Consider the following 16,037-nt stretch of genomic DNA (forward strand, 5'->3'; position numbering starts at 1 on the left):
CCCCGTTACGACTGGTCAGCGCGTCGCGCGGTTGACGGCCGAGACGACCGCCTTCAGGGAGGCGCGCGTGGTGTTCGCGTCGATTCCGATCCCCCACAGAACCTTGTCGTCGATCGCGCATTCGATGTAGGAGGCGGCCTGCGCGGAGGCACCCTCGCTCATCGTGTGCTCCTGGTAGTCCAGCAGGCGTACGTCGATGCCGACGGACTGCAGTGCGTCGAAGAAGGCCGAGATCGGGCCGTTGCCCGAGCCGGTCAGCACGGTGTCCTGGCCGTCGACCGTGGCCTCCACCTTCAGCGTGTCCACGCCGTCGGTGTCGGTGGTCGACTGGTTGTTCTTGACCTGGATCCGGCCCCACGGGTTCTCGGGGTTGGGCAGGTACTCGTCCTGGAAGGCCGCCCAGATGTCCTTCGGCGTGACCTCGCCGCCCTCAGCGTCCGTCTTGGTCTGGATGACCTTGGAGAACTCGACCTGCATACGGCGCGGCAGGTCCAGGCTGTGGTCGTTCTTCAGGACGTACGCGATACCGCCCTTGCCGGACTGCGAGTTGACCCGGATGACCGCCTCGTAGGAGCGACCGACGTCCTTGGGGTCGATCGGCAGGTAGGGGACGGCCCACTCGATGTCGTCGACGGTGACGCCCTTGGCGGCGGCGTCGGCCTCCATGGCGTCGAAGCCCTTCTTGATGGCGTCCTGGTGGGAGCCGGAGAAGGACGTGTAGACCAGGTCGCCCACGTACGGGTGGCGCGGGTGGACCTCCATCTGGTTGCAGTACTCCCACGTACGACGGATCTCGTCGATGTCGGAGAAGTCGATCTGCGGGTCGACGCCCTGGGAGAAGAGGTTCATGCCCAGGGTGACCAGGTCGACGTTGCCGGTGCGCTCGCCCTGTCCGAACAGGCAGCCCTCGACGCGGTCGGCGCCGGCCATCAGGGCCAGCTCGGCGGCGGCGACGGCCGTACCCCGGTCGTTGTGCGGGTGGATGGACAGGCAGACGTGCTCGCGGCGGGAGAGGTTGCGGCCCATCCACTCGAAGCGGTCAGCGTGGGTGGAGGGCGTGGAGCGCTCGACGGTCGCCGGCAGGTTCAGGATGATCTCGCGGCCCGGGCCGGGCTGCCAGACGTCCATGACCGCCTCGCAGACCTCCAGCGCGAAGTCCAGCTCGGTGTCCGTGAAGATCTCGGGCGAGTACTGGTAGCCGAACTCCGTCTCCGGGCCCAGCAGCTTCTCCGCGTACTCCATGACCAGCCGCGTGCCGTCGATCGCGATCTGCTTGATGTCGTCCTTGGAGCCGCGGAAGACGACCCGGCGGAAGACGGGGGCCGTGGCGTTGTACAGGTGGACCGTCGCGCGCTTGGCGCCCTTCAGGGACTCCACGGTCCGCTCGATCAGGTCCTCGCGGGCCTGGGTCAGTACGGAGATGGTGACGTCGTCGGGGATGGCCCCGGGCTCCTCGATGATGGAGCGCACGAAGTCGAAGTCGGTCTGGCCGGAGGCCGGGAAGCCGACCTCGATCTCCTTGTAGCCCATCGTGACCAGCAGGTCGAACATGGCGCGCTTGCGGGCCGGCGACATGGGGTCGATCAGGGCCTGGTTGCCGTCGCGCAGGTCGGTGGAGAGCCAGCGGGGGGCGGTGGTGATCCGGTTGGCCGGCCAGGTGCGGTCCGGGATGTCGACCTGCTCGTAGCGGCCGTACTTGTGGATCGGCATGGTGCTGGGCTGCTGGCGGTTCGCCATGATGCGGGGGCTCCTCAGGATGTCCGGAAGGACGGCCGACGACGCAGCACCAAGCTCCGCGGGGAGGGAGTCGGCCTCGACTACAGGCCCTCGCCGCGGCAGCTAAGGAGAAGCAGCCCGAAACGCATGATGCGCAGCATGCTAGCCGAGGCCCTCCAGGTGTGCGGATCCGTATCAGTATGCGGGACCGGGCGCACATACGGGACAAAAAGTGCGCTATGCCACTTCGCCATACCACTCAACCACGGAGCGTGAAGTCGCTTGTCCGCGTATTTCACTAATCATGGTGGCGACCAGTGACAGCCTCGTCACGCAGTGCAAGGGTGCCGGTCATGACGACTCACGGGGGCTTCGAGCCCGTCTTCTGCACCATCGTTCCGCCCCATGTCCTCGACAAACTCTCCCAGGCCGAGGACCCCGCGCTGGCCGGCCCGGCCCGCCGCACCCTCCAGCGCGACGCCTTCGAGCGCACCCAGCGCCGCCTCACCACGGTCCTCGGCGCGACCGCCGTCGCCTCGCTCGCCGACGGCAAGCCGCAGCGCACGGTCCACGACGCCCGGCACGGCACGGACCTGCCCGGACACAAGGTCCGCGGCGAGGGCGACAAGCCCGGCAAGGACGCCACGGTCAACCGCGCCTACGCCGGCCTCGGCGCCACCTTCGAACTGCTCCTCACGGCCTACCAGCGCGACTCGATCGACGGGAACGGCCTGCCGCTGGACGCGACCGTGCACTACGACCGCGACTACAACAACGCCTTCTGGAACGGCGAGCAGATGGTCTTCGGGGACGGCGACGGGGAGATCTTCCTCGACTTCACCATCCCGATCGACGTCATCGGCCACGAGCTCGTCCACGGCGTCACGCAGTACACCGCGAACCTCACCTACTTCGGCCAGCCAGGCGCGCTGAACGAGTCCGTGTCGGACGTCTTCGGCGCGCTGATCAAGCAGTACACGCTCGGCCAGACCGCCGCCGAGGCCGACTGGCTGATCGGCGCGGGCCTGCTCGCCCCGCGCGTGACGGGCGTGGCGCTGCGCTCCATGAAGGAGCCGGGCACGGCGTACGACGACGACGTCCTCGGCAAGGACCCGCAGCCCGCGACCATGGACGACTTCGTCCGCACCGGCCGCGACAACGGCGGCGTCCACATCAACTCGGGCATCCCCAACCACGCCTTCTACCTCGCGGCCACGGCCCTCGGCGGCCACGCCTGGGAGCGCGCGGGACAGGTCTGGTACGACGTGCTGACCGGCGGCGAGCTGAAGGAGCAGGCGATGTTCACCGACTTCGCCACGCTCACCGTCAAGGCCGCGCGGGAGCGCTTCGGCGACGGGGAGGAACTGGACGCCGTGTCGAAGGCCTGGGAGCAGGTCGGGGTGCGGACCCTGTAGTTCCGTACTAGACAGGTGCCATGCGGATTCAGGTGAGGCGCACAGGCGGGTTCGCGGGCATCGAGCGGCATGCCGAGGTGGACACCTCGGGCCGACCCGATGCCGCCGAGTGGCACGCCCTGGCCGAGCAGGCCGTGGCCGCCGGCCGGGGCACTCCGCCGATCGGGGTGCCGGACGGTTTCAGCTACCAGATCACGGTGGACGGCAAGACGGTCTACTGCTCGGATCCCCGGCTGACGGACGAGCAGCGCAAGCTGATCTCGCGGGTCCTGAAGGAGGGGGCGTAACAGGTCCCGGGCGGCGGCCTGTTGACTTGAGTTACCACCGGTACGGATGATCCGCGCATGGCGACTGACGCAGGCAACCCGATCCCCCGTTTCCCGGCCGGTTTCCTCTGGGGCGTGTCGACCTCGGCGCACCAGATCGAGGGGGCGGCGGACGCACGCGAGCCGTCCGTGTGGGACGCCTTCACGGCCGAGCCGGGACGGATCAAGGATGGCTCGACGGCTGCGGTGGCCTGCGATCACTACCACCGCCACCGCGAGGACGTGGCGCTGCTGGCGGAGCTGGGCGTGAACGCGTACCGCTTCTCGGTCTCCTGGCCGCGGGTGCGCTCCGAGAAGGGCCTGGACTTCTACGACCGGCTGGTGGACGACCTGTGCGCGGCGGGCGTGCGCCCGGTGCCGACCCTGTTCCACTGGGACCTGCCGGCGGACCTGGACTGGCTGGAGAGGGACACGGCCGCCCGCTTCGCCGAGTACGTGTCACTGGTCGCCGACCGCCTCGGTGACCGGGTGACCAAGTGGATCACCCTGAACGAGCCCGCCGAGCACACCCTGCTGGGCCACGCCCTGGGCGTGCACGCCCCGGGCCGGAAGCTGCTGTTCGACGCGCTGCCGGTCGCGCACCACCAGTTGCTGGCCCACGGTCTGGCCGTACGGGCCCTGCGCGCATCAGGTGCCACGGACATCGGCGTCGCCAACTCGCACGGCCCGACCTGGGCGGCGTCGGCCGAGGCGGCGGACGTGGAGGCGGCCGAGTTCTACGACCTGCTGCTGAACCGCCTCTTCGCGGACCCGCTGCTGCTGGGCCGGTACCCGGACGGCATCGGCGAGCTGATGCCCGGGGACGTCGAGGCCGACCTGAAGGTGATCGCCGAGCCGCTCGACTGGTACGGCGTCAACTACTACGCGCCGACCCGGGTGGGCGCCCCGCAGGGCACGGAGATCGAGTTCGGCGGTGTCTCCATGCCCGCCGAACTGCCTTTCTCCGTACGGGAGATCGCGGGCCACCCGGTCACGGACTTCGGCTGGCCGGTCGTACCCGAGGGCCTCACCGAACTCCTCACCACGTTCCGCGACCGCTACGGCGACCGGCTCCCGCCCGTCGTCATCACCGAGAACGGCTGCTCGTACCCGGGCGTCGACGACCAGGACCGCGTCACCTACCTGGACGGCCACGTCCGGGCCCTGCACCGGGCGCTGGAGGCGGGCGTCGACGTGCGCGGCTACTTCGTCTGGTCCCTGCTCGACAACTTCGAGTGGGCGGAGGGCTACGCACGCCGCTTCGGCCTGGTCCACGTCGACTTCGAGACCCAGGAGCGGACCCCGAAGTCGTCGTACCGCTGGTACCGGGAGCTGCTGAAGGCCCAGGGCGCTACGGCTTGATGCCCACGCCGGTCCACAGGCTGACCTCGGCGTCCGTCGGGGTGTCGCCGTCGGAGGGGTCCGGGCGCCAGCGGTGGCCCACGGTGACGCCCGGCTCCAGCAGGTCCAGGCCGTCGAAGAAGCGGGCGACGTCCTCCCGGGAGCGGAAGCGCACCGGGGTCCCGGCCGAGGTGTAGATGTCGGTGACCTTCTGCCAGGTGGGGGCGTCGAAGTCGGGCGTGCAGTGGCTCAGCGCCAGGGCGCTGCCCGAGGGCAGGACGTCCAGCAGGCGGCGCACGATGCCGTAGGGGTCCTGGGCGTCGGTGACGAAGTGCATGAGGGCGTTGAGGGAGAGCGCGACCGGGCGGCTCAGGTCCAGGACCTCGGCCAGCGCGGGCGCGTTCAGCAGGGTCTGGGGGTCGTTGACGTCCGCCTCTATGTACGTCGTACGGCCCTCGGCCGAGCTGCGCATCAGGCGCTCGGCGTACTTGAGGACGAGGGGGTCGTTGTCGGCGTAGACCACCCGGGCGTCGGGGACCACGGACTGGGCCACCTGGTGCAGGTTGGGCTCGGTGGGGATGCCGGTGCCGATGTCCAGCCACTGGCGGATGCCGTGCTCGCGCGCCAGGACCCGGGTGGCCCGGTGCATGAAGGCCCGGTTCTCGCGGGCGCACACGAAGATGGCGGGGTAGGCCTCGGCGACCCGCTCGGCGGCCTGCTTGTCGACCTCGAAGTGGTCCTTGCCGCCGAGGTAGTAGTCGTACATGCGGGCGGAGTGGGGCCTGCTGGTGTCTATGTCCCGCGCGGCCTGCGAGTGGGTCATGCTGTGCCTCTCGGTGGGGGGTGGTGGTGCGCGATGCGACCAGGTCTTCAGTGCGCCGTCAGATGGTCGGCGAGGCCCTGCTTGACCCCCGCGACGAACGCGGTGATCTCCTCGGGCGTGTAGATCAGCGCGGGACCGGCCGGATCCGTGGACTGCCGGACCGCCACGCGGCCGTCGGCGAGTTGCTTGGCCTCCACGCACTGCCCCCCGTTCGGACCGCTCCAGGGCCGTTCCCAGCCCTGCTCCCCCAGGTCCGACGCGGGCATCCCGTTGTAGACGGTGCCCTCGGCGATGGTCATGAGTACTCCTTCCGCATGCGGTTCAACAGCGCCTTGCTGTCCGCGGACGAGGTCTTCAGAGACAGCCGGTTGTGCGCCTCCAGATGCGCCACGACGTCGGCACGCTGGTCGAGGTAGACGGAGGCGGACAGGATCTCGCTGTAGACGATGTCGGGCAGCTCCCGCTCCTCGAACCGGAAGTAGGTGAAGGGCGCGCACGCCCCGACGTGGGCGCCCGCGGCGAACGGGACGATGTCGACGCTGACGTGGTCCAGCTCGGACGCCTCCAGGAGCCGGTCGATCTGCTCCCGCATGACCTCGGGGCCGCCCACCACGCGGTGCAGTACGGCCTCCTCCATCACCACCCAGAGCGTGGGCGGGTCCTGCTTGGTGAGCAGGCCCTGGCGGCGCAGCCGCAGCTCCACGCGCCGCTGGAGGTCCTCCTCGTCGTCGTTCGGGAAGCCCCCGCCCAGCACGGCGCCCGCGTACCCGGGCGTCTGGAGCAGGCCGGTGACGTACTGCGGCTCATAGGTGCGCAGCGTTCTCGCGCCGGTCTCCAGGCTCACGTAGGCGGTGAACCAGGACGGCATCACATCGCGGTACGGGTGCCACCAGCCGGGCTCGTTGGCCCGCTCGGCCAGGGTGACGAACTCGTCGATCTCCTGCCGGCCGGCGCCGTAGGTCTCCAGCAGCTTCTCGACGTAGAGGATCTTCAGGCCGACCTCGGCCTTTTCCAGGCGGCGGATGGTCAGCGGGGTCACGCGCAGGGTCTTGGCCGCGTCGTCGAGGGACAGACCCGCGCCCTGCCGCGCTTCCTGGAGCCGACGGCCGAGGATCATGCGGAGAACGGTGGGTGCGCCGGCGCCGGTGCCTGATCGCGCGTCGTTCACGCCGTACCTCCTGAGGGGTCGTCATCGGCGCAAGGACGGCAGGGACTTGATCGTTCTGCCGGAGATCCGAGCGGGGCGATGCGTTCCGTTTGAAATTATCAGGGAGATGGTTGCAGCGTGAACTGCTCTGCGAGCATAGTTACTTGTGTGACCAGGGCGCCGGAAGCCCCCACTCCCCTTTTCCGGCCGGTCCGTTGTCCGCCTCGCCCCTTCCCACCCCCCACGGAAGGCGACCGCCGTGTCCCCCCACACGACATCCACCCCCCGGTTCCTGGACGCGGTGCGCCCGGGCCGCACCCACTGGCTGGAACTGCCGCCGCACCGGACCAGCGTCAGAAGCGCCCGTCACGCCATGCACGCGCGGCTGGACTCGTGGCAGGTGCCCGACGAGGTGTGCGCGAACGCCGTCCTGCTCATATCCGAGCTGGTGACCAACGCCGTGCTGCACACGCTCAGTGAGCGGATCCTGTGCGGTGTCGGGCTGATGCCCGACGAGCGCTTCCGTCTCGAGGTGCACGACGGCGACCTCTCGGGCCGCGGCATCCCCGACCGCCGCCCCGGCCTCGACGACGAGAACGGCCGCGGCCTGCTGCTCGTCCGGGAGATAGCGGAGAGCTGGGGCATCACCCGCTCGACCCTCACCGGCGGCAACGCGGTATGGGCGAGCCTGGCGACGCCGTTATAGCGCCGCCGAACCGTTGTTGCGCGCCGCGCCCCTCAGAACCCCAGCTTGCGCAGCTGCCGCGGATCCCGCTGCCAGTCCTTCGCGACCTTCACGTGGAGGTCCAGGAACACGGGCGTTCCCAGCAGGGCCTCGATCTGCTTGCGGGACTTGATGCCGACGTCCTTCAGGCGCTTGCCCTTGGGGCCGATGATGATGCCCTTCTGGCTGGGGCGCTCGATGTAGACGAAGGCGTGGATGTCGAGAAGGGGCTTGTCGGCGGGGCGGTCCTCGCGGGGCAGCATCTCCTCGACGACCACGGCGATGGAGTGCGGCAGCTCGTCACGGACGCCCTCCAGCGCGGCCTCCCGGATCAGCTCCGCGATCATGACCTGCTCGGGCTCGTCGGTCAGGTCGCCCTCGGGGTAGAGCGCCGGGCCCTCCGGCAGGAGGGGGACGATCAGGTCGGCCAGCAGGTTCACCTGCTTGTCCCCGACCGCCGACACCGGGACGATCTCGGCCCACTCGAAGCCGAGCTCCCTGCCGAGCTGGTCGATCGCGATGAGCTGCTCGGCGAGCGTCTTGCCGTCCACCAGGTCGGTCTTCGTGACGATCGCGATCTTCGGCGTCTTCTTGATGGACGCCAGTTCCTTCGCGATGAAGCGGTCGCCGGGGCCGAGCTTCTCGTTCGCCGGCAGGCAGAAGCCGATCACGTCCACCTCGGCCCACGTCGTGCGCACGACGTCGTTCAGCCGCTCGCCCAGCAGCGTGCGCGGCTTGTGCAGCCCCGGGGTGTCGACCAGGATCAACTGCGCGTCCGGGCGGTGCACGATGCCCCGCACGGTGTGCCGCGTCGTCTGCGGCTGATTCGCCGTGATCGCCACCTTCTGGCCGACCAGAGCATTCGTGAGGGTGGACTTGCCCGCGTTGGGACGGCCCACGAAGCAGGCGAAGCCAGCCCTGTGGACAGCTTCGGCCGGCTCTTCGGATGACTGGGTACGAACGCTCATGGCGCCCATTCTCCCTGATCCACAGAGCCCCGCCGCACAGGCGCCCGAACGCCGGCCGGCCGGTGAGCTCCCGGAAACCCTCACGCAACGAAACGTCACGGAAACACACCCGTACGCAACCGGAAACGGACGGCGGTGAACCTCTGACGAGCCCCCGGAGCCCCACCCCGTTGGAGACACCGTGTCCTTGGCCGCCGCAAGCGCCGACACCGGCGACACCGCCTGGCTGCTCGCCGCCACCGCCCTCGTCCTGCTGATGACTCCCGGCCTGGCCCTCTTCTACGGCGGCATGGTCCGCACGAAGAGCGTGCTCAACATGCTGATGATGAGCTTCGTGTCGATCGCCCTGGTGACGGTGGTCTGGCTGGCGGCCGGGTTCTCCCTCACCTTCGGCGAGGACGCCGCGGGGGGTCTCATCGGCGGCCTCGACCACATCGGCATGAGCGGTCTCGGCCCGGACAGCGTCCAGGGGACCGTCCCCACCCTCCTCTTCGCCACCTTCCAGCTCACCTTCGCGATCATCACCGCCGCGCTGGTCAGCGGCGCGGTCGCCGACCGGGCGAAGTTCGGGGCATGGCTGGTCTTCGTGCCGGTGTGGGCGCTGCTCGTATACGTTCCGGTCGCGCACTGGGTGTGGGGCCCGGGCGGCTGGATCCTGGAGAGGCTCGGCGCCCTCGACTTCGCCGGCGGCCTGCCCGTCGAGATCGTCTCCGGCGCCTCGGGACTCGCGTTGTGCCTGGTCCTGGGCCCGCGGCTGGGCTTCAAGAAGGACTCCATGCGCCCGCACAACCTGCCCATGGTGATGCTGGGCGCCGGTCTGCTCTGGTTCGGCTGGTTCGGCTTCAACGCCGGCTCCGCCCTCGGCGCCAACGGCCTCGCGGCCGCCGCGTTCCTCAACACCCTCGCCGCGGGCTGCACCGGCCTGCTCGGCTGGCTCTTCGTCGAGCAGAAGCGCGACGGCCACCCCACCACCCTGGGCGCGGCGTCCGGCGCGGTCGCCGGCCTGGTCGCGATCACGCCGTCCTGCGGCTCGGTCTCCCTGCTCGGCGCCCTGGTCGTCGGCCTCACCGCCGGTGCCGTCTGCTCGTACGCCGTGAGCTGGAAGTTCAAGCTGAACTACGACGACTCCCTGGACGTCGTCGGCGTCCACCTGGTCGGCGGTGTCATCGGCACGCTCCTCATCGGCGTCTTCGCCGTCGAGTCGATGACCGGCGGCGCCGAGGGCCTCCTCTACGGCGGCGGCCTCGCCCAGCTCGGCAAGCAGCTGGTGGCCGTGGTCGTGGTGGCGGTGTACGCGTTCGCCGTGACGTACGGCATCGGCAAGCTGATCGACGTCACCATGGGCTTCCGCGCGAGCGAGGAGCAGGAGCAGACCGGCCTGGACCTTACGGTGCACGCCGAGACGGCCTACGATCACGGGGTCCTGGGCCACGGCGCCCCGGTCTCCTCCTCCGTCGTCCCCCACGCCCAGAAGGTCACCCCCCAGGCATGAAGCTCATCACCGCGATCGTCAAGCCGTACCGCCTCGACGAGGTCAAGAACGCCCTGCAGGAACTCGGCGTGCACGGCCTGACCGTGAGCGAGGCCAGCGGCTACGGCCGGCAGCGCGGCCACACCGAGGTGTACCGCGGCGCCGAGTACCAGGTCGACCTGGTGCCGAAGGTCCGTATCGAGGTCGTCGTCGAGGACGCGGACGCCGAGGCCGTCATCGACGCGGTCGTGAGGGCGGCGCACACCGGCAAGATCGGCGACGGGAAGGTGTGGGCGCTGCCCGTCGACACCGTCGTGCGGGTGCGGACGGGCGAGCGCGGCCCCGACGCGCTCTGACACCGGGGCCGCGTCGCTGCGGTCTCAGTCGAACACGAACGGGCCCGGCGACTGCGGCCCGGTCGCCGTGCAGGTGATGGTGATGCCGAAGACGGTCATCTTCAGCGAGCCGCCGAAGGCCTCCAGGCTGTCGCCGGAGGCCACGGTGCCGCTGAGGGGGCCGACCTCGACGGGGGCGCCGGCGGCCATCGCCGGGTTCTTCGTGCCGGTGAAGGCGACGGTGCCGCCGCCGGACTTCACCAGCGTGAGCGAGGACGAGATCGAGTCCGCGCCCAGTGCGATCGGCGCGGTGATCGCCGAGGACTTGACGGTGACGGTGGCGGCGGTGCCGTTCTGCGTGGCCGTGAGCGTGGCCTCGCCACTGCCGAAGGTGCCGCAGTCCGCGCTGATCGTCGCCGCCTGTGGGGTGACGGCGAGAGCGGCGGGGGCGAAGGCGAGCCCGCTGACCGCGAGGACCCCGGCGGCCAGTGCCGCACCTGCTCCGATTCGCTTGCATCTCATGGGATTCCGGCTCCGTTTCCGTGGGGGGTGGACCGCTCGGCACATGGATGCGGACACACTGCCGAGAGTCGAACCTGACGGTCCGTCGGAACTGACGGTTCCATTGATGCGTGTGGGGCAGGCGGCGGCAAGGTTGAAATCTGGCCTAATTACCGCCGGTTACAGCGAAGTTCGGCCAGCACTGACCGCGGACGGGGCAGACCGGCACCAACCAGCCCGTCCGGCCTCTGAGGACGAGGCCGTTCAGGCCGATGGGGGGTCTGGGGGCGCAGCCCTCAGGGCTCAGCCCGCCGACACCGTCAGCCGGACGACCCCGTCGAACCCCGCCACCAGCACCGGAGTCTCCGCACCGCCGAGATCCCGCACCGCCGCCCGGTCCTCGGCGGACGGCGACTCCGCTGCCGTCACCACCGCCGCGGCCTCCAGGGACTGCGCACCCGAGGCCACCGCCATCGCCACCGCCGTCTGCAGGGCACTGAGCTTCAGGGAATCGAGGGCCACGGTGCCCGCGACATACGTACGTCCGGTCTCGTCCCGTACGGCCGCCCCCTCGGGCACGCCGTTGCGGGCCCGCGCGGAGCGGGCCAGGGTGACGATCTTGCGGTCCTCGGGGTCGAGCGCGCTGCTGTCGGTCATGATCCGAGCATACGTAAGCGTCACGGACGGTCGAGGCGGAGGCGGTCCGCCCGCGGCAGGCCCGCGACCACGAGGTCGTACGAGTCCTCGACGAGCTCCCGGACCAGCCGGTCCGGGAGCCCGCCGTCGGCCGTGACCGTGTTCCAGTGCCGCTTGTTCATGTGCCAGCCGGGGACGACGAGGCCCTCGTGCTCGCCGCGCAGCCGGATCGCGTCGTCCGGGTCGCACTTGAGGTTGACCTTCAGCGGGCGCTCGTCGAGATGCGACAAGGCGAACAGCTTGCCCTGGACCTTGAAGACCGAGATCTCCGGGCGGAACGGGAAGTCCTCCACCGCCGCGTTGAAGGACAGGCAGAACGCACGCAGCTCCTGCGGGGTCATTCCGGCGTCTCCTCCTGAGTCGCGTCCGCCGGCTCCACCGGCTCCGCCAGCACCGTCACGATCTTGTTGCGTCGGCCGGCCGCGGCCTCCGCCGTCAGACGCAGGCACCGGCCGTCGGGCAGCTCGACCACGGACGACGCACCCGCGATGGGGACCCGGCCCAGCGCCTTCGCCAGCAGACCGCCGACCGTCTCGACGTCCTCGTCGTCGAACTCCTCCAGGCCGTACAGCTCGCCCAGGTCGCCGATGTCGAGCCGGGCGGTGACCCGGAAGCGGTCCTTGCCGAGGTCCTCCACCGGCGGCAGCTCGCGGTCGTACTCGTCGGTGATCTCGCCGACGATCTCCTCGAGGATGTCCTCGATGGTGACGATGCCGGCCGTGCCGCCGTACTCGTCGACGGCGACGGCGACGTGGTTGCGCTCCTTCTGCATCTCGCGCAGCAGGTCGCCCGCGTTCTTGGTGTCGGGCACGAAGAACGCCGGGCGCATCGCCGTGGACACCTGCTCGGACTCGGCGTCGCGGCTGATGTGCGTCTTGCGGACCAGGTCCTTCAGATACACGATCCCGACGATGTCGTCCTCGCTCTCGCCGGTCACCGGGATCCGGGAGAAGCCGGAGCGCAGGGCGAGGGTGAGGGCCTGGCGGATGGTCTTGAACCGCTCGATGACCACCAGGTCGGTGCGCGGGACCATGACCTCCCGGACGAGGGTGTCGCCCAGTTCGAAGACCGAGTGCACCATGCGGCGCTCCTCGTCCTCGATGAGGGACTCCTTCTCGGCGAGGTCGACCAGCGCACGCAGCTCCGCCTCGGAGGCGAAGGGACCGCGGCGGAAGCCCTTGCCGGGGGTGAGCGCGTTGCCGATGAGGATGAGCAGCGACGGGATGGGGCCCATGATCCGGGCCAGCGGCACCAGGACGTACGCCGAGACCGTCGCCGTGTTCAGCGGGTGCTGGCGGCCGATGGTGCGCGGGGACACGCCGACGGCGACGTACGACACGAGGACCATGACCGCGATGGCGACCAGCAGGGCCTCGGTGGTGCCGTCGAACTCCTTCAGGCAGCCGTAGGTGATCAGCGCGGCGGCGGCCATCTCGCAGGCGACGCGCACCAGCAGCGCCACATTCAGATAGCGGGTCGGGTCGGAGGCGACCTGGGAGAGCTTGGCGCTGCCGCGCCTGCCGCCGCGTACGGCCTCCTCGGCGCGGAAGCTGGAGACGCGCGCGAGGCCCGCCTCCGCGCAGGCGGCGAGCCAGGCCACGACGACCAGGGCGACCGCGCCCAGGGCGAGTTGCGGATTCATCGGCGGCGGCTCTACGAGACCGTCGGCGCCGGGGACGGGCCGGTCAGGCCCCGCTCCGAGCGCCAGCCGTCCACGATGGCCGCCTGCAGGCCGAACATCTCGGCCTTCTCGTCCGGTTCCTCGTGGTCATAGCCCAGCAGGTGCAGCACTCCGTGGACGGTGAGCAGCTGGAGCTCCTCGTCCATGGAGTGCTGCGTGTCGGCCTCGGCGCCCTGCTTGGTGGCGACCTCGGGGCAGAGCACGATGTCGCCGAGCAGCCCCTGCGGCGGCTCGTCCTCGTCCTTGGACGGCGGGCGCAGCTCGTCCATCGGGAAGGACATGACATCCGTCGGGCCGGGGAGGTCCATCCACTGGATGTGGAGCTGCTCCATGGCGTCGGCGTCCACGACGATGACCGAGAGCTCGGAGAGCGGGTGGATGCGCATCCGGGCGAGCGCGTAGCGGGCGATGTCGAGGATCGCCTGCTCGTCGACCTCGGTGCCGGACTCGTTGTTGACGTCGATCGACATGGTGTGGTGCTTGTCTACTTCCCCTTGTGCACGGACTTGCCGCGGCTCTTGTGCCCGCCGTTCTGGGTGCCGTGCTTGGTGTCGTACTGCTCGTACGCGTCGACGATACGGCCCACCAGCTTGTGACGGACCACGTCCTGCGACGACAGCCGGGAGAAGTGGACGTCGTCCAGGCCCTCCAGGATCTCCTGCACCTGCCGCAGACCGCTCTTGGTGCCGTCCGGGAGGTCGACCTGCGTCACGTCACCCGTGATCACGATCTTCGATTCGAAGCCGAGGCGGGTGAGGAACATCTTCATCTGTTCGGGGCTCGTGTTCTGGGCCTCGTCCAGGATGATGAAGGCGTCGTTGAGGGTCCGGCCGCGCATGTACGCCAGCGGCGCGACCTCGATGGTCCCCGCCGCCATCAGCCGCGGGATCGAGTCCGGGTCGAGCATGTCGTGCAGCGCGTCGTAGAGCGGGCGCAGATACGGGTCGATCTTCTCGTAGAGAGTGCCCGGGAGGAAGCCGAGGCGCTCTCCGGCCTCGACCGCAGGGCGGGTCAGGATGATGCGGTTGACCTGCTTGGACTGCAGGGCCTGCACCGCCTTGGCCATCGCCAGGTACGTCTTGCCGGTGCCGGCGGGGCCGATGCCGAAGACGATGGTGTGCTTGTCGATCGCGTCCACGTAGCGCTTCTGGTTGAGCGTCTTGGGGCGGATCGTGCGGCCCCGCGAGGACAGGATGTTCTGCGTGAGCACCTCGGCCGGGGTCTCCTGGCCTTCGCTCTCCCCGTTCTCGCTCGCCTTGAGCATGGCGATCGAGCGTTCCACTGCGTCCTCCGTCATCGGCTGCCCGGTGCGGAGCACGAGCATCATCTCGTCGAACACGCGCGAAATGAGGGCGACGTCCGCTGGGTCGCCGACCGCGCTGATCTCATTGCCCCGGACGTGGATGTCGGCCGCCGGGAAGGCCTTCTCGATCACGCGCAGGAGGCTGTCGCCGGACCCCAGCACGGTCACCATGGGGTGCTGGGCGGGGACGGTGAACTGCGCTCTCGCCTGCTCCTGCGCGGGGGTGTGAGCTGTGGGTGTCTGAGTCATGGGCCGGCGCTTAAGGCCTGCGGTTCCTCCTCGTCACGGCCGCGTAGCTGAGGGCGGCCTCGCGATTCCAAGGGTACGACGGAGCACTGACAACGCCGTAGGGCTTTTAGGGGTGGGGTTGGAAACGAGGCCGGCAGTTTCCCTTGACCGACCGCTTCGGGTGGTGGGTGGGCACAGGCCCGGGGGGGCCAGGGGGCGGAGCCCCCTGGCAGGCCGGGACCTCACGCCGAGCGCCGGAACCCGATCGTAGGAACAGCCCTCCGCAACGGCCAGGGCCGCACAAGCTTCTCCGGCACCAGCCCCGCCAGGAACCCGTACCGTCGCAACGCCGTCGACGACTGCCCCTGGACCGACTGCACCTTCCGCCACCACCCCGCGATCTCCGACCAGCCCGGCGCCGACAACGACCCGCCGAACTCCTGCACCGACAGCGCCGCCGTCAGCCCGGCGAAGGCCAGCCGGTCCGCGAGCGGCCAGTCCGCCAGCGTCCCGGTCACGAACCCGGCGACGAAGACGTCCCCCGCCCCGGTCGGATCGAGCGCCTCGACCTCGATGGCCGGCACCTCGGCGGTCTCCCCCGTACGCCGGTCCACCGCGTACGCCCCGTCCGCGCCGAGCGTGACCACCGCGAGCGGCACGTACTCGGTCAGGGCGTGCGCCGCGGCCCGCGGGCAGTCGGCGCCCGTGTACCGCATCGCCTCCTCCGCGTTCGGCAGGAACGCCTCGCAGTGCCGCAGGTCGGGCAGTGCCGCCAGGTCCCACGCGCCGGTGTCGTCCCAGCCGACGTCACCGAAGACCCGGGTGCCCTTGCTCGCGGCCTGGGCGATCCAGGGCGCGCTCACGCCCGGTGCGAGGGAGGCGACGGCGGCACGGGCGCGGGGCGGGCACTCGACGGCCGGTTCCTCCGGGGGCGGCTCATGGCCGTGGGAGACCATCGTGCGCTCCCCCTCGTACGCCATGGAGACGGTCACCGGGGAGTGCCAGCCGGGCACCGTGCGCGACGGGGAGAGGTCGATGCCCTCGCCGTGCTCCAGCGCGTCCCAGCAGTAGTCGCCGTAGTGGTCGTCGCCGAAGGCCGCCGCCAGGGACGTGCGCAGGCCGAGGCGGGCCAGGGCGGTGGCCATGTTGGCGACGCCGCCGGGGCTCGACCCCATCCCGCGTGCCCAGGACTCGGTCCCGCGCACCGGGGCGGAGTCGAGCCCGGTGAAGATGATGTCGAGGAAGACGGTGCCGGTGAGATAGACGTCCCAGGGCGGGTCGTCCGGCACGCGCAGCGGGGCGAGGGGATCGACCGGGGTCTGGCGGTGCGATCCCTTTCTCGGGCCCTTTCCGGCCGGGGCGGTGGACGCGATCACGGTGCGC

At 70.2% G+C, this 16,037-nt stretch carries 18 protein-coding genes; 6 read left to right on the forward strand and 12 right to left on the reverse strand.

Going from position 1 to position 16,037, the window contains the following annotated elements:
- Positions 1–15: 15 nt before the first annotated feature.
- The gene (leuA, locus tag OHU35_RS14075; RefSeq protein WP_189723439.1) at positions 16–1,737 is read right to left on the reverse strand and encodes a 2-isopropylmalate synthase; all 1,722 of its coding nucleotides are present in this window, start codon (positions 1,735–1,737) and stop codon (positions 16–18) included.
- A gap of 332 nt (positions 1,738–2,069) precedes the next feature.
- Between leuA and OHU35_RS14080 the strand changes: the two genes are divergently transcribed.
- Genes OHU35_RS14080 through OHU35_RS14090 form a run of 3 tightly spaced genes read left to right on the forward strand, consistent with a single transcriptional unit; the run spans position 2,070 to position 4,798 of the window.
- Positions 2,070–3,131: a M4 family metallopeptidase gene (locus OHU35_RS14080; protein ID WP_189723441.1), complete on the forward strand. Its 1,062-nt coding sequence runs from the start codon at positions 2,070–2,072 to the stop codon at positions 3,129–3,131.
- A 20-nt stretch (positions 3,132–3,151) separates the two neighbouring features.
- The gene (locus OHU35_RS14085; protein WP_184592473.1) at positions 3,152–3,418 is read left to right on the forward strand and encodes a protealysin inhibitor emfourin; all 267 of its coding nucleotides are present in this window, start codon (positions 3,152–3,154) and stop codon (positions 3,416–3,418) included.
- A gap of 57 nt (positions 3,419–3,475) precedes the next feature.
- Positions 3,476–4,798, forward strand: coding sequence for a GH1 family beta-glucosidase (locus OHU35_RS14090; RefSeq protein ID WP_405505457.1), 1,323 nt, complete (start codon positions 3,476–3,478; stop codon positions 4,796–4,798).
- Here the strand turns inward: OHU35_RS14090 and OHU35_RS14095 are convergent.
- Genes OHU35_RS14095 through OHU35_RS14105 form a run of 3 tightly spaced genes read right to left on the reverse strand, consistent with a single transcriptional unit; the run spans position 4,788 to position 6,768 of the window.
- The gene (locus tag OHU35_RS14095) at positions 4,788–5,600 is read right to left on the reverse strand and encodes an SAM-dependent methyltransferase (protein ID WP_405505459.1); all 813 of its coding nucleotides are present in this window, start codon (positions 5,598–5,600) and stop codon (positions 4,788–4,790) included. The genes OHU35_RS14090 and OHU35_RS14095 overlap by 11 nt on opposite strands.
- Before the next feature lie 47 nt (positions 5,601–5,647).
- The gene (locus OHU35_RS14100; RefSeq protein WP_189723446.1) at positions 5,648–5,899 is read right to left on the reverse strand and encodes a DUF397 domain-containing protein; all 252 of its coding nucleotides are present in this window, start codon (positions 5,897–5,899) and stop codon (positions 5,648–5,650) included.
- Positions 5,896–6,768 carry a helix-turn-helix domain-containing protein gene (locus tag OHU35_RS14105; RefSeq protein WP_405505461.1) on the reverse strand — a complete coding sequence of 291 codons (873 nt, stop codon included), beginning with the start codon at positions 6,766–6,768 and terminating at the stop codon, positions 5,896–5,898. The genes OHU35_RS14100 and OHU35_RS14105 overlap by 4 nt, the downstream gene beginning before the upstream one ends.
- 238 nt (positions 6,769–7,006) lie before the next feature.
- Between OHU35_RS14105 and OHU35_RS14110 the strand changes: the two genes are divergently transcribed.
- Positions 7,007–7,453 (forward strand): ATP-binding protein, encoded by a 447-nt coding sequence (locus tag OHU35_RS14110; protein WP_189723450.1) that lies wholly within the window; start codon positions 7,007–7,009, stop codon positions 7,451–7,453.
- Between the two features lie 32 nt (positions 7,454–7,485).
- On the opposite strand, the gene era is transcribed toward OHU35_RS14110, so the two are convergent.
- Positions 7,486–8,448, reverse strand: a complete 963-nt coding sequence (era, locus tag OHU35_RS14115; protein WP_405505464.1) for a GTPase Era — start codon at positions 8,446–8,448, stop codon at positions 7,486–7,488.
- Between the two features lie 172 nt (positions 8,449–8,620).
- Between era and OHU35_RS14120 the strand changes: the two genes are divergently transcribed.
- The gene (locus OHU35_RS14120; protein WP_359896164.1) at positions 8,621–9,931 is read left to right on the forward strand and encodes an ammonium transporter; all 1,311 of its coding nucleotides are present in this window, start codon (positions 8,621–8,623) and stop codon (positions 9,929–9,931) included.
- Positions 9,928–10,266: a P-II family nitrogen regulator gene (locus OHU35_RS14125; RefSeq protein ID WP_114252339.1), complete on the forward strand. Its 339-nt coding sequence runs from the start codon at positions 9,928–9,930 to the stop codon at positions 10,264–10,266. The genes OHU35_RS14120 and OHU35_RS14125 overlap by 4 nt, the downstream gene beginning before the upstream one ends.
- A gap of 24 nt (positions 10,267–10,290) precedes the next feature.
- On the opposite strand, the gene OHU35_RS14130 is transcribed toward OHU35_RS14125, so the two are convergent.
- From OHU35_RS14130 to OHU35_RS14160, 7 genes are all read right to left on the reverse strand, one after another.
- Positions 10,291–10,767, reverse strand: a complete 477-nt coding sequence (locus OHU35_RS14130; RefSeq protein WP_189723455.1) for a hypothetical protein — start codon at positions 10,765–10,767, stop codon at positions 10,291–10,293.
- Positions 10,768–11,049: 282 nt separating this feature from the next.
- Positions 11,050–11,403, reverse strand: coding sequence for a cytidine deaminase (locus OHU35_RS14135; RefSeq protein ID WP_189723457.1), 354 nt, complete (start codon positions 11,401–11,403; stop codon positions 11,050–11,052).
- A 20-nt stretch (positions 11,404–11,423) separates the two neighbouring features.
- Positions 11,424–11,783 (reverse strand): MmcQ/YjbR family DNA-binding protein, encoded by a 360-nt coding sequence (locus tag OHU35_RS14140; RefSeq protein ID WP_189723459.1) that lies wholly within the window; start codon positions 11,781–11,783, stop codon positions 11,424–11,426.
- Positions 11,780–13,084 carry a hemolysin family protein gene (locus OHU35_RS14145; protein WP_189723461.1) on the reverse strand — a complete coding sequence of 435 codons (1,305 nt, stop codon included), beginning with the start codon at positions 13,082–13,084 and terminating at the stop codon, positions 11,780–11,782. The genes OHU35_RS14140 and OHU35_RS14145 overlap by 4 nt, the downstream gene beginning before the upstream one ends.
- Before the next feature lie 11 nt (positions 13,085–13,095).
- The gene (ybeY, locus tag OHU35_RS14150) at positions 13,096–13,593 is read right to left on the reverse strand and encodes an rRNA maturation RNase YbeY (RefSeq protein ID WP_184592507.1); all 498 of its coding nucleotides are present in this window, start codon (positions 13,591–13,593) and stop codon (positions 13,096–13,098) included.
- 14 nt (positions 13,594–13,607) lie between these two features.
- Positions 13,608–14,675, reverse strand: coding sequence for a PhoH family protein (locus tag OHU35_RS14155; RefSeq protein WP_189723463.1), 1,068 nt, complete (start codon positions 14,673–14,675; stop codon positions 13,608–13,610).
- Positions 14,676–14,896: 221 nt separating this feature from the next.
- A complete protein-coding gene (locus OHU35_RS14160; protein ID WP_189723465.1) occupies positions 14,897–16,030 on the reverse strand; it encodes a carbohydrate kinase family protein in 1,134 nt (377 codons plus the stop codon).
- Positions 16,031–16,037 lie beyond the last annotated feature (7 nt).

Origin of the sequence: Streptomyces purpurascens, assembly GCF_045040895.1 — a bacterium.
Classification (GTDB): Bacteria; Actinomycetota; Actinomycetes; order Streptomycetales; family Streptomycetaceae; genus Streptomyces; species Streptomyces purpurascens.

Bases quoted from the DNA above. Each gene is read 5' to 3' on its own strand.
- leuA (WP_189723439.1), bottom strand. From the start codon at position 1,737: ATGGCGAACCGCCAGCAGCCCAGCACCATGCCGATCCACAAGTACGGC.
- OHU35_RS14080 (WP_189723441.1), top strand. From the start codon at position 2,070: ATGACGACTCACGGGGGCTTCGAGCCCGTCTTCTGCACCATCGTTCCG.
- OHU35_RS14085 (WP_184592473.1), top strand. From the start codon at position 3,152: ATGCGGATTCAGGTGAGGCGCACAGGCGGGTTCGCGGGCATCGAGCGG.
- OHU35_RS14090 (WP_405505457.1), top strand. From the start codon at position 3,476: ATGGCGACTGACGCAGGCAACCCGATCCCCCGTTTCCCGGCCGGTTTC.
- OHU35_RS14095 (WP_405505459.1), bottom strand. From the start codon at position 5,600: ATGACCCACTCGCAGGCCGCGCGGGACATAGACACCAGCAGGCCCCAC.
- OHU35_RS14100 (WP_189723446.1), bottom strand. From the start codon at position 5,899: ATGACCATCGCCGAGGGCACCGTCTACAACGGGATGCCCGCGTCGGAC.
- era (WP_405505464.1), bottom strand. From the start codon at position 8,448: ATGGGCGCCATGAGCGTTCGTACCCAGTCATCCGAAGAGCCGGCCGAA.
- OHU35_RS14125 (WP_114252339.1), top strand. From the start codon at position 9,928: ATGAAGCTCATCACCGCGATCGTCAAGCCGTACCGCCTCGACGAGGTC.
- OHU35_RS14130 (WP_189723455.1), bottom strand. From the start codon at position 10,767: ATGAGATGCAAGCGAATCGGAGCAGGTGCGGCACTGGCCGCCGGGGTC.
- OHU35_RS14135 (WP_189723457.1), bottom strand. From the start codon at position 11,403: ATGACCGACAGCAGCGCGCTCGACCCCGAGGACCGCAAGATCGTCACC.
- OHU35_RS14140 (WP_189723459.1), bottom strand. From the start codon at position 11,783: ATGACCCCGCAGGAGCTGCGTGCGTTCTGCCTGTCCTTCAACGCGGCG.
- OHU35_RS14145 (WP_189723461.1), bottom strand. From the start codon at position 13,084: ATGAATCCGCAACTCGCCCTGGGCGCGGTCGCCCTGGTCGTCGTGGCC.
- ybeY (WP_184592507.1), bottom strand. From the start codon at position 13,593: ATGTCGATCGACGTCAACAACGAGTCCGGCACCGAGGTCGACGAGCAG.
- OHU35_RS14155 (WP_189723463.1), bottom strand. From the start codon at position 14,675: ATGACTCAGACACCCACAGCTCACACCCCCGCGCAGGAGCAGGCGAGA.